The 18,600-nt window shown below is 49.2% G+C and carries 13 protein-coding genes; 4 read left to right on the top strand and 9 right to left on the bottom strand.

What is annotated here, in order from left to right; genetic code table 11:
* Positions 1-62: 62 nt before the first annotated feature.
* Both ACJJIY_RS14555 and ACJJIY_RS14560 read right to left on the bottom strand, forming a co-directional pair.
* Complete coding sequence (locus ACJJIY_RS14555; protein ID WP_445358171.1) at positions 63-839, bottom strand: LytR/AlgR family response regulator transcription factor; 777 nt, start codon at positions 837-839, stop codon at positions 63-65.
* 7 nt (positions 840-846) lie between these two features.
* Positions 847-1,872 (bottom strand): sensor histidine kinase, encoded by a 1,026-nt coding sequence (locus tag ACJJIY_RS14560; protein WP_444913522.1) that lies wholly within the window; start codon positions 1,870-1,872, stop codon positions 847-849.
* A gap of 394 nt (positions 1,873-2,266) precedes the next feature.
* On the opposite strand from ACJJIY_RS14560, the gene ACJJIY_RS14565 reads away from it, so the two are divergent.
* A complete protein-coding gene (locus ACJJIY_RS14565; RefSeq protein ID WP_445358172.1) occupies positions 2,267-4,084 on the top strand; it encodes a haloalkane dehalogenase in 1,818 nt (605 codons plus the stop codon).
* A gap of 350 nt (positions 4,085-4,434) precedes the next feature.
* Positions 4,435-6,198, top strand: a complete 1,764-nt coding sequence (locus ACJJIY_RS14570; RefSeq protein WP_445358173.1) for a DUF885 domain-containing protein — start codon at positions 4,435-4,437, stop codon at positions 6,196-6,198.
* Between the two features lie 590 nt (positions 6,199-6,788).
* On the opposite strand, the gene ACJJIY_RS14575 is transcribed toward ACJJIY_RS14570, so the two are convergent.
* From ACJJIY_RS14575 to ACJJIY_RS14600, 6 genes are all read right to left on the bottom strand, one after another.
* On the bottom strand, positions 6,789-7,952 hold the full coding sequence (locus ACJJIY_RS14575; protein ID WP_413665471.1) for an acyl-CoA dehydrogenase family protein: 1,164 nt from the start codon (positions 7,950-7,952) through the stop codon (positions 6,789-6,791).
* Positions 7,953-7,963: 11 nt separating this feature from the next.
* Positions 7,964-9,988: an acetyl/propionyl/methylcrotonyl-CoA carboxylase subunit alpha gene (locus ACJJIY_RS14580; RefSeq protein WP_413665472.1), complete on the bottom strand. Its 2,025-nt coding sequence runs from the start codon at positions 9,986-9,988 to the stop codon at positions 7,964-7,966.
* A complete protein-coding gene (locus ACJJIY_RS14585) occupies positions 9,988-10,791 on the bottom strand; it encodes an enoyl-CoA hydratase/isomerase family protein (RefSeq protein ID WP_445358174.1) in 804 nt (267 codons plus the stop codon). The genes ACJJIY_RS14580 and ACJJIY_RS14585 overlap by 1 nt, the downstream gene beginning before the upstream one ends.
* A gap of 9 nt (positions 10,792-10,800) precedes the next feature.
* Entirely contained in the window at positions 10,801-11,967 is a 1,167-nt protein-coding gene (locus ACJJIY_RS14590; protein WP_445358175.1) for an acyl-CoA dehydrogenase family protein, read from the bottom strand.
* An 81-nt stretch (positions 11,968-12,048) separates the two neighbouring features.
* The gene (locus ACJJIY_RS14595; RefSeq protein ID WP_445358176.1) at positions 12,049-13,656 is read right to left on the bottom strand and encodes an acyl-CoA carboxylase subunit beta; all 1,608 of its coding nucleotides are present in this window, start codon (positions 13,654-13,656) and stop codon (positions 12,049-12,051) included.
* Entirely contained in the window at positions 13,656-14,549 is an 894-nt protein-coding gene (locus tag ACJJIY_RS14600; RefSeq protein ID WP_444894137.1) for an SDR family oxidoreductase, read from the bottom strand. Before ACJJIY_RS14600 ends, ACJJIY_RS14595 begins: the two co-directional genes overlap by 1 nt.
* A gap of 202 nt (positions 14,550-14,751) precedes the next feature.
* On the opposite strand from ACJJIY_RS14600, the gene ACJJIY_RS14605 reads away from it, so the two are divergent.
* Complete coding sequence (locus ACJJIY_RS14605; RefSeq protein WP_413665477.1) at positions 14,752-15,396, top strand: TetR/AcrR family transcriptional regulator; 645 nt, start codon at positions 14,752-14,754, stop codon at positions 15,394-15,396.
* Positions 15,397-15,579: 183 nt separating this feature from the next.
* Positions 15,580-18,123: a mevalonate kinase gene (locus tag ACJJIY_RS14610; RefSeq protein WP_445358177.1), complete on the top strand. Its 2,544-nt coding sequence runs from the start codon at positions 15,580-15,582 to the stop codon at positions 18,121-18,123.
* On the opposite strand, the gene yciH is transcribed toward ACJJIY_RS14610, so the two are convergent.
* On the bottom strand, positions 18,120-18,443 hold the full coding sequence (gene yciH, locus ACJJIY_RS14615) for a stress response translation initiation inhibitor YciH (protein WP_444932961.1): 324 nt from the start codon (positions 18,441-18,443) through the stop codon (positions 18,120-18,122). The genes ACJJIY_RS14610 and yciH overlap by 4 nt on opposite strands.
* Positions 18,444-18,600 lie beyond the last annotated feature (157 nt).

Genomic DNA, 18,600 nt, shown 5'->3' on the forward strand with positions numbered 1-18,600 from the left:
GGGATTATGGAGGCTCGGAGTAATTTCATAGCAGTATTTGTGGGATTACTTAGAGCCATCTATTACCGAATTAGAGAGCTAGCTGAGACTTTAATACTCTCCTTTAAGATGGAAAGAAAACTGCGAGATACTGGGATAAGTGTATCTGTTCCGGAAAGTCGGACAAAATGGCGTCGTGACTGTAACTTTAATTCAAGGATTCTATGGCTGTTAATGATGTAGCTTCGATGTAATCGGTAAAAAGTTTCCTTAGGTAGCTGCTCACTGAAACTGTCAAGTGTCATATCTGAAATAATGGTATTTGTATTGTGGGATTTAACTCCTGTCTCGGTAAGGTGGATGCGACGATAACGACCGATACTGTCGATATAGTTAATTTGGTCATATTCAAATATCTTCATTTGATTGTAATCACTCAAAACCAATCGGTTTCCGCTTGTCGAAGACGTCTGTTGCCCTAAGGCATACATCTCTTGCCGTAATATCTTGCGAATGCTTTTCTTTATTAATTCTGGATGAGCAGGCTTTGTCAAATAGTCGATTGCATTTGTGTCGAACGCACGCAGGGCATAGTGCTGATAGGCTGTTAGAAAGACAAGTTGATAGTTTATATGTTGAGTTGCATTGGCCACATCAAAGCCATTCACCTCTGGCATTTCAATATCAAGGAAAACGATATCAGGGCTTTTGGTTACGATCTGCTTTATTGCTGACTTTCCATCAGTTACTTGCGCCACAACTTTCAATTCATCGAAGGTGTTAATTACTTCTATTAGATTGGATCTTGCTGCAGGTTCATCATCGACAATAATTACTTTTTTAGTATTCATTTTCGCCATTTTCAATCTACGGGGTTATGGATGAATTTACTTGTGGGAAGCGAATTTTCAAACTTGCTCCTTCACCGCTTGAATTTAACTTGAGGGCGTGGTTGTCACTGAAGTTGACTCTTAATGTTTGAGTTAGAATACGTAATCCTTCACCATAGGTAATGTTCTTGTCATCAAAGCATGCCCCTGTATCCTGAACTTCCACTTCTATGTAGCTATTATTTAGTTCGACATTTACACTCACATGACCACTTTTAGCGTAGGGTGCAATACCGTACTTTATGGCATTTTCCACAGCTGGCATTAGTAGTAATGACGGTATATTCATTCCATTCAAATTTTGTGGGCAGTCAATATCAAAGGTGAATCGATCCTCAAAGCGCTTTTGCTGCAGCAAGAGGTATAACTCGATTAATCTTAGTTCTTCCTCAATAGTTATCCATTGGGTTTTGGTTAAGTTGATTGTGTCGCGCAATAAATCGGAAAGGCTGTAAATGAGCTCTTTAGCTTTTGATGGGTGCTGAATGACTTCTGATGCAATCAAATTTAGGGTGTTAAATAGAAAGTGAGGATTAGATTGCATTTTAAGTATTTGTAGCTCTGCCTGTTGTGCATGAAGCTGCGAGCGATAGAAGAAACTTTGCTGTTGAAATATATATATGGCAAAAATATAAACTGTGGATTCAAGTAGTATTATCGCCAATGGTAATATTTTAATATCAGGTACTTTAAAAGTTAATGGGGGTTCTACGATCGGTGCAATGCTTATAAATAGAAAAATGACTACAATTGGTCTAAGTAAGTAGGTATGTTTTTCTTTTAATAATCGTAGAGGGCTGTTGGGAAGATTTTCAATAAAAATGAAAAGAAGGTGACAAAAAATAAATGTTCCCCATATTTTAGCTGTAGCCAACAGGAAGAGGTGGGGGGTTAGTGACTCAAGTGAATAAAGTGTAGCAGAGACGATAAAGATATTCACCCATGGCCAAATTAGAAGAAATATCCATGCTTGGATCTTATTTATTTTGCGAAATTCAAACAAGGTTCCTTGCCTATATTGCATTCAATATCGATTTTATATATCAGAATATCAACAGTGAATGATATAGGTAATCTTATATGAAAGAAACTTGCCATTTGCTCCATTGAGCTTGAAATATGCACCGTTCATACAAAACATTCTCGATTGCAAGCAAATTTTTAAGTATCTAAGCATAAGTTTATGTATCTCAGGTTCTTAAATTGGCGGAGGTTAGTCATGTGCTTTTTTATTGAGTTTTCCCTGTTTAATTAATGATAAAACTTCCAACAGTTCTGGTCGTGCGGAGATTTTCACCATCCGCACAATTCTGTTATAGGTGGATGATCTGATGGTGATATGAATATCCTCTCCAGTTAAAGGAATTTATATTTAATGTAAAAGGAAGGTTTATATTATGAATTATTCTTTTGTCTCTATATCTATAACTCCCCAATATATCTCTCTATTCCGGTGCCTGTTCGGTATCTGCTTTTTGGGTTCCCTATTGGTTGCTTGTGACTCGGATGACTCTGAAGATGTCTCAGGGACAGAGATTCCCTTAGTTACAGGTCCAAATAGCGATGCTTGTAAATTGTCTGAAAGTGAAATATATGCAACCGCTACGGGTTTGGAATATATTGTTACTCCCGATGCCTGTTTTGACTCCCTTTCAGGATATGAATTTGAGCCAAGTTACGTAGAAATTGACGGCTTAAATATGCATTACGTGGATGTTGGGCCTGATAATGGCGAAGTTATATTGTTACTACATGGCCAACCCAGCTGGTCCTATTTATACCGAAAAATGATCCCGATCCTTGCTGATGCCGGTTACCGAGTGATTGCACCAGATAATATTGGAATGGGAAGGTCAGACAAGCCGATCGACGTCACAGTTCATCAATATGAACAACATGTTGCTTGGACTAAGGCGTTTATTGATAAGTTAAATTTAACTGATATTAATCTATTTGTACAAGATTGGGGAAGTGTTATTGGTCTTCGTATTGCAGGTGATATGCCACAAGTTATCGGAAGGCTAGTTGTCGCGAATGGTGACCTTCCGGTGATTCCATTGGGGGGAAATCCTTATATATACCCGACTTTTGAGATTGATGAATCACTGGGTGATGCAGAAACATTCTTTACTTCAAAATCGACTGACAGGGTGGAGGGATTCCAACAATGGATTAACTATGCTTCTAGTGTACCGGAATTAATTGCTGGAGATGTGGTACAAACATTGACTATTAACCTGCTAAGTGATGAGGAAGTACTTGCGTATAACGCCCCCTACCCAAATATTGAGTATAAAGCGGCAATACGAGCATTTCCTGCGATGATGGTAGGCATTGAAATGCAGAATTTTTCTGCCTGGAAAACACTTGGAGCTTTTCACAACCCATTTATGTTTAATGCCGGTGAGTATGATATCAACTTGGGGAGTATTGAAACGCAACAGAAGTGGGTGGAGCATGTACCAGGTTCGGATGATGGTGATCATAGGCGCTTTGCTGCAGGCCACTTTATTCAAGACGATGTAGGCGAGGAATTGGCCATACACTTTTTAGATTTCTTGCGAAATACTACGGTTGAGGAACCATTGCAAGCTGGCGGTCCACTCTTTAATTTTCGCTATTGTGAGATATTACTGTCTTATCTAGACGGAGCTGAGGAGTCAACAGAGATTTGGGGTACCCCGGGTGTTAATTTTTGTCCCCAAAGTCAGTGGGATACTATCAACTTCAACGATATAGAAATTGAGTATGGTGCGCTTTTTGCAATCCCTAATGGGCCGCGTTTTTTTGTGGTGGATGAAATTTTAGGTGGCGATATTGTCTCACCCAGTCCGGATGATGAATACCGTTTTTTTGGTGACTTAGAAATGCGCTTATTGACTACCATGAATTATAGTTCTGATCTCGGAGAGAGTGTTTCCTATATTCCTGGACAAGTACTAAGGAATAATACTTGGTTGTTTTATGAAGGTCGCCGTGTTTATGAGCTAACTGATATCAATGGGCAGGTGTATATTATGCAATCATTTAGTCGTATTGAGGTCTCTGATCTTCAGTTTGACGATTTGAAAGACCTGGGAAGTCGCCTCAATCTGCCAGAAGGCTGGACATTTAGAAGTCGCATTCTAAGTGAGCCATTAGAAGTCTCCGCCATCAATGGTATTGCTGAGGTTGTACAAGACGACTTAGGTAATAGCTACCAGTTAGTGCCGTAATATAAATGAAGTAACATTCATCGGTGTTATAAGGAATTACTGTTCTTTAAGAAGCCCATTTTTATTAAAGTGGGCTTCTTATGCATCGCCATACCCTTCAAGTGCATAGGTTAATGGAGGCTTAGGTGGTCTCTATGTCAAGTTGCTAGCGCTTGTTACTTGTGACTCTGCCAATTAAACGAGTTTCACGCTCTATCCCTGGGATTTATCTATAAATATCCTCGCTTCGCCGATATTCCGCATTTGAGGTGTTGAAACTCATTTTGTTACAGTGCCTACTATAAAATAGGAAATTGAAGTTTTCTTTATAGAAACCTTTTTAATGAGTTTTATGTTGCGGTCTTATAAGAATGATTAATGTAAAAAGAGCGGGTTTAGGTGTATTGGTAGTTTCATCGGTCCTAATGGGGTGCTCAGTTACTGATAACCAAACTGATGTGGCCGGTAGGGAAGCTATTGACAACTCGGCGCTACTCCATGATCTAGCGGATCAATATGCTGAAGCTTATTTAGAAAACTTCCAGCCGTACGCTTACTTCTCAGATATGGAGCTGGACAGGCACAACCTTTTTTTAAGTAACTCCCCCAGTAACGCTGCCTCTCTAGCGGCATCTGAGGACAGAATACTCAATAAATTGGCAGAGATAGATCTTAATGGTCTAAAAAGTGATCAAGAGAAGGTATTCTACTTCAAACTAAAAGAGCGATTAGAGTCCAATGTTGGCCTAAGGGTGTGTAAGACTGAACTCTGGTCTGTTGATCATATGTTTGGGCCTCATATCATTCTTGGCTTTTTGACCGAGGTTCAGCCGGTTGAAACAGCCCAAGAAAAGGCAGATGCGATTGAACGTTGGCTTGACGCGGCTCGTTACTATGAGCAAGAAATAGCCAATCTCCGCCGGGGGTTAGAGCAAGGTTACTCCGCACCTCAGAGTGTGGTTAAGCGAGTCATTCAGCAAGTTGATGGCTTGACCCAAGTACCTATCGATGAGCACCCGTTCTTGGGGTTAGCGAAGAAAGCTGGGGACCCTGAGTTTGAAGCTGCATTTAAACAGGTGCTTTCAGATTACGTTATCCCCTCAATGGAGAATTACAAGAATTTTCTAGAGTCTGCCTATTTACCTGAAGCCAGAGCGGAGCTTGGTATCCATGCGATTCCTAATGGCCGTAAATGTTATATGGCTCAGTATCGTTCTTATACGACTTTGCAGAGAACACCTGAAGAAGTTTTTGAGTTGGGTTTAAGGGCTGTCAACTCAAACAAGAGCGAAGTGGTTCGCTTAGGCAAGGAGTTCTATCAAGTAGATTCCTATTCTGAGGCAGTGGCAAGGGCCAGTGAGGATAAAACTCAGAAATTTAATAGCGCTGATGAAATGCATCAGTTTTATGAGCGCCTGGTAGATAAGTCTAGAGATTTAACCGTTGACTTCTTCCATGAAATGCCTTTGATCGAAATGGAAGTAAAAGCTATCCCTGAGCATGAACAGGGATCAGGTCGCAGCGCACACTATATTCCGGGCACCAAGGAGCGCAAGGCGAGGTTTGGATATGATCCGACAACTTACAAGGATGAGTCTTACGCTTCTGCAGAGAAGGTTACTATCCACGAAGGGTACCCGGGCCATCATATGCAAATTGCTCTCGTACAAGAGCAAGAAAAGTTTCACAAAATAGAAGATGCTTTGTCTAACTCTGCTTTTGCTGAAGGTTGGGGTAGGTACTCTGAACATCTAGCGGAGGAAGCGGGAATGTATCAGTATGGGTCAACCAAGATCCTAAGGAGAGCATGGCCTGCGCGAGGTATGGTAGCGGACACCGCAATGCATGTACTCGGTTGGAGTGATGAAAAGGTTGCGGAGTTTTTGCAGGATTCTGGCGCTTCATTTGCAAAAGGCCCGAGGACTCTGATGGACCGAATGGCGGTTATGCCTGCGCAGCTTACCTCTTATGATTCTGGTGCCCTCGAGATTTTCGCCTTGCGAGAACTGATGCAAAATGAACTTGGTGAAGACTTCGATATTAAGGACTTCCATGAAATCATTCTGAGAAATGGCAATGTTCCTATGGCCGTACTAAGTGAGCAGGTAAGGGATTTCATTCAGGACAAGAAGTAAGGGTAGCTGCATTTAAGTCTGATCTCGGGCTCGTGTTATTGCGAGCCTGAGCTACACAGTTGGGTACCAATTAATTTTTGAGTAAGTGTCAGCGCTATATAAGTTGGTTTCCCGAATTGGGCTATGTTTAACTTTTTTACTATAGTGGTTTTTTCCTTCCCAGTTACGATTTTAATCAGTCACCTAAAGTTATCTGATCTGATTAAGTACCAATTTGAGAGGTACCATGAAAAATGGCTTAGGGATGGAAGTCCGATGGCTTTGTTTTTCAAACCGAGGGGTTCTTCCTTTTATGCCTTTCATACTGTATGTAACAGGTTGGCTCGAGGGGAGAGGCCGGATTGGATCTTTGGTGATCCTTATGCAGAAATACTATTTGGGAAAGTGAATTTTTGGGATGAATTTTCTAAATATCACACAATTCTCTTCACTATCTCTATATTTTTATTCCTCTAGTAGTTGTTAAGATGGTTATAAAGTGGGTAGTTAACTGTTCTCTTAAGAAGTTGCTGCTGCTTGAGTCAAAGTAACTACCCCAAATAAAGCTTCGTAATTATTAATATGAATGTTTTCAGGGGGTCTTACACTTACTAAATCCCCATTTGCCTGGACGCTAGATCCCGCATTATTTCTTCAGATCCGCCACCAATCGCATTCACCCGCACTTCACGATATATACGCTCAACACGGCTGCCGCGCATATAGCCTGCGCCGCCCAACACCTGCATAGCCTCCCGAGCGCAGAACTCAAGGGTTTCTGTGGCTTGGACTTTGAGTAGTGCGATATCCGCTACTTTGAGCTGATGTTGTTGCTCTGCCCAGGCACAGAGGTCCAGATAGGCTTGGGTGGCATTGATGCGTTGAAGCATCTGGGCAAATTTGTGTCGAATCACCTGGTGATTGGCTAGACGCTTTCCGAAAGTTTGGCGCTCCTGGGCCCACTCAATGGCATCCTGCAAGCAGACCCGGCTGAATTCTACACAGGAAGCGGCAATGCCCAGGCGCTCGCGATTGAAGTTGTGCACTATGGGCAAGAAACCTTGGTTCTCACCGCCAATTAGATTACTCGCGGGCACGCGCACCTGATCAAAAAAGATACTGGCCGTATCAGAACACCACCAGCCCTGCTTTTTATCGAGAAGCTGCCTGCTAACGCCTTCGGCATCCGCAGGGATTAAGAGCAGGGAGATACCGCCGAAGCCTTCCTCGCCAGTGCGCACCGCAGTAGTAAACCAGTTAGCGCGCATACCGCCGGTGATATAGGTCTTTTCGCCGGTAACGATATAGTCATCCCCATCACGCTCTGCGCGGCACTGGAGATTGGCTACATCGGAGCCTGCGCCTGGTTCGGTAACAGCCAGGGAAATATGCTTTTCGCCACGTAATACCGAGGGAATAACCTGATCTTTTAGGGCCTCGCTGCCATAGTGCAGTAATGGGGGCAGGGCAATGCCGTGGACCATCAGGCTGGCGTAGAGGCCACCAGCGCCGGGGCGGGCTAACTCCTCTGCGGCAACAATCATATGGAAGACATCGGTTTCGATGCCGCCGTAGTTTTCCGGGTAACTCATCTGTAGAAGGCCAACTTCTGCGGCTTTTTTCCAAAGCTCGGCGGGTAGTTGGCCATCTTCGTCCCATTGAGTGATGTAGGGAGTAATCTCGCGGTCGACAAAGCGGCGCAACTGGGTGCGCCATTCCTGATGGCCTTCGTCACAGAAGGGGCTTGCCATACGGGAGGCATCAATATCGTACATGCTGATCTCCTTTAGGAAGTAGCGTCGCTGGGGATTTTGGCGGTTTCCGTGGGAGCGGCTTCGATCTGAACTAACAGCTGGCCACCGCGTACCTGGTCTCCTTCACAGGCGCCCAGTTTAATTACGGTACCGTCACGGTCTGCGCGCAGGGCGTGCTCCATTTTCATGGCTTCCATTAAGGCGATAGTGTCTCCCCGCTGAACGCTTTGATTGGGTTCAACCAATACCTGCACCAGGCAACCGTCCATAGGAGCCGTGATGCGGCCACTGCCTTCGTTAAGGCTCAATTTGGCCGGGGCGTGGGTGATATCGACAAAATGAAATTGCCTGCCGTCTAACAGGACATACAGATTACTTTGGTTGGCTAGGAACAGTCTCTTTTGGCTAACGCCATCCAGCAGGAGTTCAGCACTATAAACTCCACTTTCTTTTTTTGATTTCTCAAAATGGACCCACTGAATCAGGAACTGTTGGTCGCCTACTGAGATTTGATAAGAATTATCTACTAACGCCAGCAGCTCACAGTTTAGGGTTTGTCCTGAAATTTCCAGTCGGTAGTTGATCGGCACGCTGTTGTCGCCACTGCGCCAGTCACTGCGGCCGCTACGCTGATCCTGAGGGTTGGCTTGGTGCAAGTGATTAAGTAATGTGGCTTGGGCTGCAATTACTGCTGGAACTGGTTCTGCGGATGTCAGCGTGCTTTTTTGGTCGAGAAAACTGGTATCGGCATCGCCAGAGATAAACTGTGATTCCGCCAGGATCTTCTGCAGGAAATGGATATTGTTTTTGGGGCCGATAAATTCCAGCCGGGTCAGGGCTTGGGTTAGCTTGCGCCGAGCTTCTTCTCGATCCTGCCCCCAGGCAATTAATTTGCCGAGCATGGGGTCGTAAAATGGCGTAATTTCACAACCATTTTTCAATGCGTGGTCGATACGGATTCCTTGTCCCTTTGGCGCTACCCAGTGGAGTACTTTTCCGGCCTGGGGCAGGAATTGTTGTTCCGGGTCTTCGGCATACAGGCGGACTTCAATGGCGTGCCCCTGCTGGGTGACTCTCTGCTGGGAAACGCACAGGGCTTCGCCGCGTGCTACTGCCAGTTGCCAAGCTACCAGGTCAAAACCGGTTACCATTTCTGTTACCGGGTGCTCCACTTGCAACCGGGTGTTCATTTCCAGGAAATAGAACTCGCCGTTGGGGCAGAGTAGAAACTCAACGGTGCCCGCGCCTAGATAACCGCAGGCTCGCGCGGCGTCGACTGCGGCTTGCCCCATTCTTTCCCGCAGCTGGGTGTCGACCGCAGGGGAAGGGCACTCTTCGACCACTTTTTGATGGCGTCGTTGTACGGAGCAATCTCGCTCCCCCAGGTGAATACAGTTGCCGTGACGATCCGCAAACACCTGGATTTCGATATGGCGAGCGTTGACCAGTGCCTTTTCCAGAATTAACTCGTCGCTGCCAAATGCACTCATGGATTCACTGCGGGCGGCGCGTAACTGGGAGGCCAGCTCGTTGTCTCCGTGAGCCAGGCGCATGCCGCGCCCACCACCGCCTGCGGCGGCTTTGATCATTAATGGGAAGCCAATGCGCCGCGCCTCGGCGATCAGGGTGTCGTCGTCCTGGGCACCCTGGAAGCCGGGAATACAGGGTACGCCGGCTGCGGCAACAAACTCCTTGGCTTTGCGTTTGTTGCCCATCAGTTCTATGACTTCGGCACTCGGGCCAACAAAACTCAGTCCACTCTCTTCGCAAGCGCTGGCAAATTCCGCATTCTCAGCGAGAAAGCCGTAGCCGGGGTGGATGGCGGTGGCTCCGGATTTTTTAGCCGCGTCGAGAATTTTTTGGATATCCAGATAGGACTCCGCCGAAGTCTGCCCGCCAATGGCTACGGCGATATCGGCAGCTTGTGGGTGAAGTGCATCGCAGTCCGCATCGCTGTAGACGGCGACTGTGCGATAGCCTTCCGCCTGAGCAGTGCGCATAATTCGCAGTGCGATCTCGCCGCGATTGGCGATTAACAGGGTCTCTGTTGTCGACATCAGTGCTGCCACTCCGGTGATCGTTTTTCCAGAAATGCACGGGCGCCTTCGCGCCCTTCATGGCCTTGAATTGCGCGGGAAAACTGTTGCGCAGCGCCGTCGAGCAGTTGGCTGAGGGCAGTCTCATCACTCACCCGCGCCGCATCCAGCAAGATTTGCTTGGTCGTTGCCAGAGCGCCGGGAGCGCAGGCATTGATCGCGCCCAGGTGTTCCTGCAGCGCGCCTTCAAGGGCTTCGGAATTATCGAGTAACTGATGGATTAACCCAATTTCCAAAGCCTGCTGTGCATTGACCTTTGCTCCGCTGAGGGCCAGGCGCCGGGCCTGGGAGAGACCGACCCGTGCCACGACAAAGGGAGCAATTTGTGCAGGCGGTAAACCCAGGCGGGTTTCCGGAAGGGCGAAGCGGCAACTGCGATCGGCAATGGCAATATCGGCACTGCAAGCGAGCCCGAAACCACCGCCCATTACGGCACCTTCCAATACGGCAATGACTATTAAAGGGGTGCGATTAAAGCGTTCCATCAGTTCACCGAAACGACGGTTTAGGTGAAAAAACACATCACTATTTCCATCGCTCGCGCCCTGCTGAGCATTGAGCATATCGGCAATATCGCCACCGGCGCAGAAGTTGTGTTCTGCACCCCGCAGTACCAACGCTCGCACCTGCGGATCTTCTTCCGCTTCTGCGAGTTTTTGCAGAAGCTCATCTACCATTTGCAAACTGATGGCGTTGCGCTGCTGCGGGCGATTTAGCGTGAGATAGCGGGCGATGCCGATGGTTTCATCAATAATTGCCTCCATGGCCTGACCTCACGCGGTGGGTTTGCGTTTGCTGGGCAGTATGCCCATCAGCTTACAGATAATGCCGAGCATTACTTCATCTGCACCGCCGCCGATAGCGGTGAGACGGCTATCCCGGTAAGCGCGGTTGATTACAGTCTCCTCGATATAGCCCATGCCACCCCAGAACTGCAGGCACTGATCGGGAATAGAGCGGGACAGGCGACCAGCCTTGAGCTTGGCCATTGAAGCAAGGGTAGTGACATCTTCACCTGCCACATAAGCTTCCACCGCGCGCCAGGTTAGAGAGCGCAGGCATTCCACTTCGGTCTGCATTTCTGCGAGGGCAAAGTGGATAGTTTGATTGTCGATCAATGGTGCTTTAAAGGCATGGCGTTCGCGCACATAGTCGATGGTGCTGGTTACACAGTGCTCCAGGCCTTTTAAGTTCAGCGCGGCGCCGGCGAGGCGTTCTTCCTGGAACTGAAGCATCTGCAATAGGAATCCGGCACCTTCATCGCCGATACGGAAATGTTTGGGCACCCGTACATTGTCAAAAAAGATGGGAGCGGTTTCCGATGAGCGCATACCTAATTTGTCGAGTTTTTCGCCGATGCGTACACCAGGCGTTTTCGCCGGAATAATGACCAGGGATTTGTTGCTATGGGCTTTGCCCTCACTGGTATTGACCAGGGTGCAGAAAAAATCGGCGCAGGGGGCGTTGGTGATCCACATCTTGCTGCCGTTAATCACATAGTCGTCGCCATCGCACTTGGCGGTGGTCTTAATCGAAGCAACATCGGAACCGGCGCCGGGTTCGGAAACGGCAATTGCACCGATCATCTCGCCACTCACAGCGGGAATCAGGAACTGCTCTTTCAGATCCTGGCTGCCAAAATTAGCCAGGGCCGGGGTGCACATGGAGGTTTGCACTGAAATTGACAGGGGTACGCCGCCACAGTGGGCGCTGCCCAGCTCTTCCAGGAAAACGGTTTCGTAACTGAAGTCGAGGCCCAGACCACCGAAGTCCGTGGACTTGCTGATGCCCAGCAGGCCCAGGTTGGCCAGTTGTTGGAAAATTTCGTGGATAGGAAAGCGGCCGGCCTTTTCCCATTCCGCCACATTGGGATTGATTTCCTGCTGTACAAAGTTTTGTACAGTGCGCTGCAGTTCTCGGTGCTGATCGCTAAATATCATTATTGTTTTCCCTGCCTTGAAGTGTGAACCCGGTGATTGTGTTAATGGGCAACCGCACTTCCTTGTTGCCCCAGTTTTTCATTAGAGCCTAGCTACGCCAAAGGTATTTTTATTGAGTTTTCTCTGTTCGGCCTCATTGCAAATTTCTAGCAACATGCCTAAAAGTTTGCGTGTATCGCGGGGATCGATAATGCCGTCATCCCAGAGGCGTGCACTGCAGGCGAGAGCATCGGAATTGCCATGCATAAATGCGCTGGTGTCATTTTCCAATTTGTCCAATACAGTCTCATCCACATTGCCACTGCGTTGCATTTTTTGCTCTGTGACGATACGCATTACCTTGCCGGCCTGGGCTGCGCCCATAACTGCGGTGCGGGAATTGGGCCAGGCAAAAATAAAGCGGGGATCGAATCCGCGACCGCACATGGCGTAGTTGCCGGCCCCATAGGAACCGCCCACGACAATACTGAGTTTTGGTACGCTGGCATTGGCCACGGCCTGAATCATTTTGGCCCCGTGCTTGATGATGCCGTTGCGCTCCACCTCGGTACCCACCATAAAGCCGGTGGTGTTATGTAAAAACAGCAGTGGCGTGCCACTCTGTTCGCACAACTGAATAAACTGCGCGGCCTTGTTGGCGCCCTTGGGGGTGATGGGGCCATTATTCCCAATAATTCCCACAGGGAAGCCTTCGATACGAATATGGCCACATACGGTTTGTCGATCGAATTCCGGCTTGAAATCCAGCATGGCAGAGCCGTCGGCGACACGAGCGAGAATTTCGCGCACGTCGTAGGGCTTTTTGCTGTCTGCTGGAATCAGGCCGAGCAAGTCGTCGATAGGATGCAATGGGTCTCGGTAGTCTTTTTGTACTGAGCTTTTAATGGGGGAGGGGAGGGCGGCAATAATTTCCCTCGCTATGCGGATACCATCGGCGTCGTTCTCAGCTAAGTAATCGCCACTGCCGGATTCGGTACAGTGCATTTCCGCTCCGCCGAGGCTTTCCGCATCGGCAATTTCACCGGTGGCTGCTTTCAGTAGCGGCGGCCCAGCCAGATACATACCGGTTTGCCCGCGTACCATGACCACATAATCTGACAGGCCTGGCTGGTAAGCACCGCCGGCAGTAGCGCCGCCATGTACCACGGTTACTTGCGGAATACCGGCAGCGGACATTCGAGCCTGGTTGGCAAATCCGCGTCCACCGGGAGCGAAAGTGTCGCTGGCATACATCAGGTTGGCACCACCACTTTGTGCCAGGGCGACAATCGGCAAATGATTCTCCAGAGCGATCCTCTGCATTCGCAGGGCTTTATCCATCCCGGCTGGTGAGATGGTGCCACCTTTTACGGCATAGTTATCCACCCGAACCATGCAACGTTGTCCGCTGACCTGGCCAATGCCACAAATGGCTCCGCCACCCGCACCGGTACCATCCTGGTCGTCAAAAAGTTTATAGCCGGCAAGGGAGCACAACTCTACAAAAGGCGCGCCGGGGTCGAGCAATAAATTTAGGCGCTCCCTTGGCAGCAGCCAGCCCCTGTCACGATAGCGCGCAGCCTTACTTTTCTCTGCCTGTACCGGACGTTGCTCAGCTTCACGAAAATGGTTGATCTGTTCCAGCATGGCAGCTTGGTTGTCATTGAACTCTGCCGAGCGGTTGTCGAGCTGGGAATCAATCGGCTGCATTAGAGCTTGCCCTCCGCTTCCAATTCTTCCACTACCTGCGGCCGGCGTTTGCGATGGAATCCGTTGAAGCGTTTAGAGTTACGAGCCGCCTGTGGCTGCCAAAGGGGAGAGTGATGTTTGAGACTCGAGCCACCATCGATACGCAGCGTTTGTCCAGTGATATAGCTGGCGGCATCGGAAAGCAGGAAGCACACGGCCCCACTAATTTCCGCTTCCTCTCCCAATCGATAGAGGGGAATACTGTCTCGGAAGCCCGGTAATAGCTCGCGCAGGAATTTGGGGTCGTAAGTATCAAAGCCGCTGGAGAGAATATAGCCTGGCGCTACAGCATTAACTCGAACCCCAAAAGGTGCCCACTCTAAGGCGGAGGTTTCGGTAATATTTTCCATGCCTGCTCGAGCGGCACCGGAATGGCCCATCATTGGCATACCGCCGGCGTTATCTGCGGTGATATTTACGATACTGCCGCCGTGCTGTTTCATAGATTGAACAAAAACTTCTCGGGACATTAAAAAGCCACCGAGCAGGTTACTGCGTACAACAGCATCAAAACCTTTTGTGTTGATCTGCTCAAGGGGGGAGGGGAACTGGCCACCGGCATTGTTCACTAATCCGTGAATTTGGCCCCGGGCCTGGACTATTTGCCCCACTGTCTCCTGCACTCCTTCTTCATCGCGGATGTCCAGGCTGAATAAGCTGCACTCGCCAGCATCGTTGTTGATCTCGCCGGCAACCCTTTCCAGCTTGTCCAGTTTGCGTCCGATCAATACTACATGGGCGCCGAGGCTGGCCAATTCGTGGGCAATGCAGCGTCCAATACCGCTGCCGCCGCCGGTGACGATATAGGTTTGCTCGCTAAAGCTGCCGGAGCGCAGCTGGCTTTGATAGCGCATGAAAGTTTCCTTTTTTACGGCCTTACGGCTTATTCAGTTTTTATTGTTCTTGTCGGCGCTTGCGCCTGCGTGTGGGAAAACGCAGAATGGCTTAACGCTACCAAGCAAGCGCTTGGTATTCAATACTTGGCGCCTATTTGATTAAAAATTCTCAGGGCCGTTAAGATGTTTGACTCAAATTGACCAATATGGGGAGTGGTTCGTGATTGAAAGTGGGCAGGATTTTGTGAGAGTTCCCGAAGAGTTATCGCCGCAGCAGCTGGTAGGTGCTTTGGTGGCAGAGGGAGTGCTAACAGATCCTGAATCTGCCCGTGGACGTTTGCTGAATGCTGCAGCGCGGTTGTTTGAGCAAAAAGGGTTTGCCCGGACAACAGTGCGGGATCTCGCTGCGGAAGTGGGTATTTTGTCTGGCAGTATTTTTCATCATTTCTCCAGTAAGGAGCAGATTCTCTGTGAAGTAATGCGGGAGGTGACGATATTTGCCGGTGCGCGAATGCGAACCGCAGCGGAACAGAGTCGAACACCGCAAGAGAGGCTTCAGGCCTGTATTCAGTGTGAATTAGAGGCTATTCATGGATTGGCAGTACCGGGTTTTTCTATCCTGGTGGTGGAGTGGAGAAGCCTATCCGAAGAGAGTCAGCAGGAGGTTTTACGCTTAAGGGAGGAGTATGAGCAGATATGGCTGGACGCTATTGAGGCCGCCGAGTGTCCCGGTGGTGATCCCGCTCTGGTAAGGCGTTTGCTGGTTGGTGCCTTGAGTCACACATACAGTTGGTATAAGCCGAGAGATAAGGGGTTGTCTATTCCAGATCTGGCGGCGCGTGTTCTAGCGATATTCACTCCCTGAATTCTTCCTAAATTGGCAAAGCGTGCCATAAAAACTGTGAACTTTGCCTTCTTTCCTGCCATTTTTGTTTTTGAACTGGCTTGGTGAGAACTGGTGCGCAACTGATTTTCTCTGAATCTTTTACTCTCCGCGCAAGATGTAATAAATGTGACAATTTGCGTCACTTGGTGACAGGAGAGGGAGATGGCGGGCCAGGATTTGTACCAGGTGGTTTCCACGGGAAGGACACTTCACGCCAAAGAACCGGGTCCGGTTATCCGGGATGTGGCGAAGTTGTTCTCTATCTCGGAGCCCCAGGCGCGCAGGCTGCTACTAAAAGGCTGGGTAATTAAAGATCGGTTGGTTTCTGACCAGGCGCTGGAGTTTCGCACCAGTCTGCAGAAAATTGGCCTGCGAGTGGAGGTTTGTCCGGCGGGACGATTTGATAACCGCGAGCTGATTGCAAAGATAAAAGTCGCCCAGCGGCGCAAGGCCCAGGTCAATGCTGCATCGGTGGATGCGCCGGATAAGTCGCGCGCTGGTACTGACCCTTTTGTTCCTGTTAGCCAGAAAACTCTCGAAGCAAACGAGCCCCAGAAAGTCGTTTCATCCACTCCTGCCGCAGGCAATCCAGTAATAAAGCCGGAAGGCTCCCAGGATTCGGTTGAGTGGTATTTATCTGATGCAGGCCGATTACAGGCTGACAGTGTCACGAGTCAGGGCAAGGCAGTTTGGGGAGTGGTCAAAGCAGTAATCGTGCCTTCAATATTCTGGTTGGTACTGTTCGCTTGTGTTTTCTCCAGTGGATATGCCCTATGGCAAATCCCTATGGCTGTTTGGCAGGGAGAACTTACTTGGGTGGGGGTGTCGCTGAGTATTTTAACCGTACTTCTCGCCCTGCTTGTTGGTCTGCTGTTTGTCTGGCCATTTTTCTGCTTATCCTCCCGTTTGCGAGAATCATCGGAGCCCCGTCAGCTGTTGCCCTCTGAAGGTAAGGAGGCCTTGAAGTTAATTAATTCATTGGTCGATAAGTTAGGGCTGCCAAAGATCAGCCAGGTCTTTGTAAGTGCAGACTCCCATATTCTGTCCCAACCGGGATTTCTCCAGGTTTTTAGGCAGAACTTACCACTTACGGTAGGGCTTGCCAGCGTCGCCTCATTGGACGGAAAGGAGGTCCTGGCACTCGTGGGTAGGGGGCTCGCCTTCTATCGCGGCCGTTTGCTCGGCGCACTTGGTTGGTTAACTTACGGCACTGTGCAGCGATTGGAACTGATGCAGTGGGCTTTTGAAAATGAGCGCAGTGTTGTTAGCCCGGAGAATGCCCCCGGACCACTGGCCGCGCCATTTCACCGTATGCTAGTGACTGGTGGATATATTTTGCTCCCTATCTTGCAGCGCCTGGAGGCACTGCATTGCCGCTTAACCGCAGGCAGCGCCGTAATGCTACAGGAGAGGGCTGACGGTGTTGCGGCGCAGATAATAGGTAGTGATGCGTTGGCAGACTTCGCTAGGAAGTGGCATAGGTTAGTGCACGCAGATCTTTTAGTGACAGAAATTAATCGCGAAGCCCAGGCGCTGGGACGCAGTTGTGCAAATATTCCCGATGCCGTCCGTTGGATGCAGGAGAATCTGGATGTTGATACCTGCGATGTAGTTGAGGCTGCTATGACGCAGGCCAGGGACCCCTGGGATATTCAGCAGGCGATCGACAGTGAATGTGTAACGGTGTTGATTGAGCGAGAATTTGTGGGGCAGGTTAGATCTGCGATACCCCTGCAATCCATGTTTGTGGACTTTGCCGGGCTGGCAACCGCTGTGACGTCTGAAGTTGCTGGCAAAGACTGTGAGATGGTCGAAAACCGACTTTTACTGAGTTCAAGTAAGGAGTCAGAGGAGTCTGCTGAGGTACTGGACGAGTATTTCAATCGCCTGGCGCCCTTGACCCTGATGCCTCTGCGCAGGCCATCCTCTGCGGAAATGCAGGCGCTGGATCTGCAGGGCACTATCGATTGGCTGCGCAGTAAACTGGTGGAGTTGCGTGATTTGCGTGGACGCCGTGAGGACTTGCAGATCAGGGTTTTTACAATGCAGCTGGGAGCAGCGCTGATACGCGGCAAAATCCCTTTTACCGCTGAAGACTTTTGCTTGAAGGGGGCCAGCCTTGCAGGAGCTCAAGAGCAGATCGCTGTTAAGCGCGCTGAACTGGAGGAGTCACACAAGCAATTACAGCAGATCTATGGTGTTTTCTATCAGCGCCTGTGTCTATCCCTGGTAACTATGCCCACGGATCAGCGTCAAACAGCCAGGAATCAGCTGCGCCATTTGGCCGCCTACGATAGCTTGGCACCGCATCTGGATCGGCTCGCCGGTTATAGCCACTCGCTGGCAATATTTGCCCAGCACCTATCACCAGAGTTGAATGAAAGGGAACTGCTGCAAAAATATACGGCGCTGTCTTTGCGAGAGATAGATGCCATAGTAGCGGCAGTGGAGAGTTCGGCTCTATTAAAAGAGCAAGGCGTGGCGGCGGCAATAAATTTGAAAGCTCAGGGGGAGCCTTTCAGGCAGCTGCCACAAGGGCGACAGGAAGTGCTGGATTCTCTGCAGGTTATGGAATCGCGTTGCAAACACATTCGCGCTGCGATTCTGGAGCACTATCATATCCAGCTAGCCGCCTTGCTGAGTCAGTGTTTGGAGCGGGAAAAGCAGTTGCAGTTAAAGCCACTGCGACTGCTTAAGGCCGGCTAACCGCCGGCCAGTTTTACCGTGTGGTTGCGAGATTCCAGGAATGTTTTGATCTCAGTACGCTTGTCACCCTGAATCTCAATCACCCCATCTTTGAGGGCGCCACCGCAGCCACAGCGCTTCTTGAGCTCTGCCAGGAGCAGCTTGAGTTCGCTGTCAGTGCCTGGCAGCCCGCGTACGCAAGTCACCCCTTTTCCTTTGCGGCCCTTGGTTTCCCTTTGGATTCGAACTATGCCATCTCCATCACGGCGCTTCTCTGTCCTGGATTCCTCTTTAATTCGACCGAGGTCAGTTGAATAGACGAGACGATTCTCCTTAGCCATGGCTGGGAATACTCCGTTGGTATTTGCTGAAAATGCCGGGAATTGTGCCCGAGGTGCGCAGGATATCAAAGCCGCTGTAAACGATGTTGAAAATGGGGCGACCCCTGGGGCTTGAGAGGTTAGAATTTTGCCGCAATATGAAACAGCAGCGTAGTTG

The organism is Microbulbifer maximicatervae (SeqCode) (assembly GCF_052468155.1).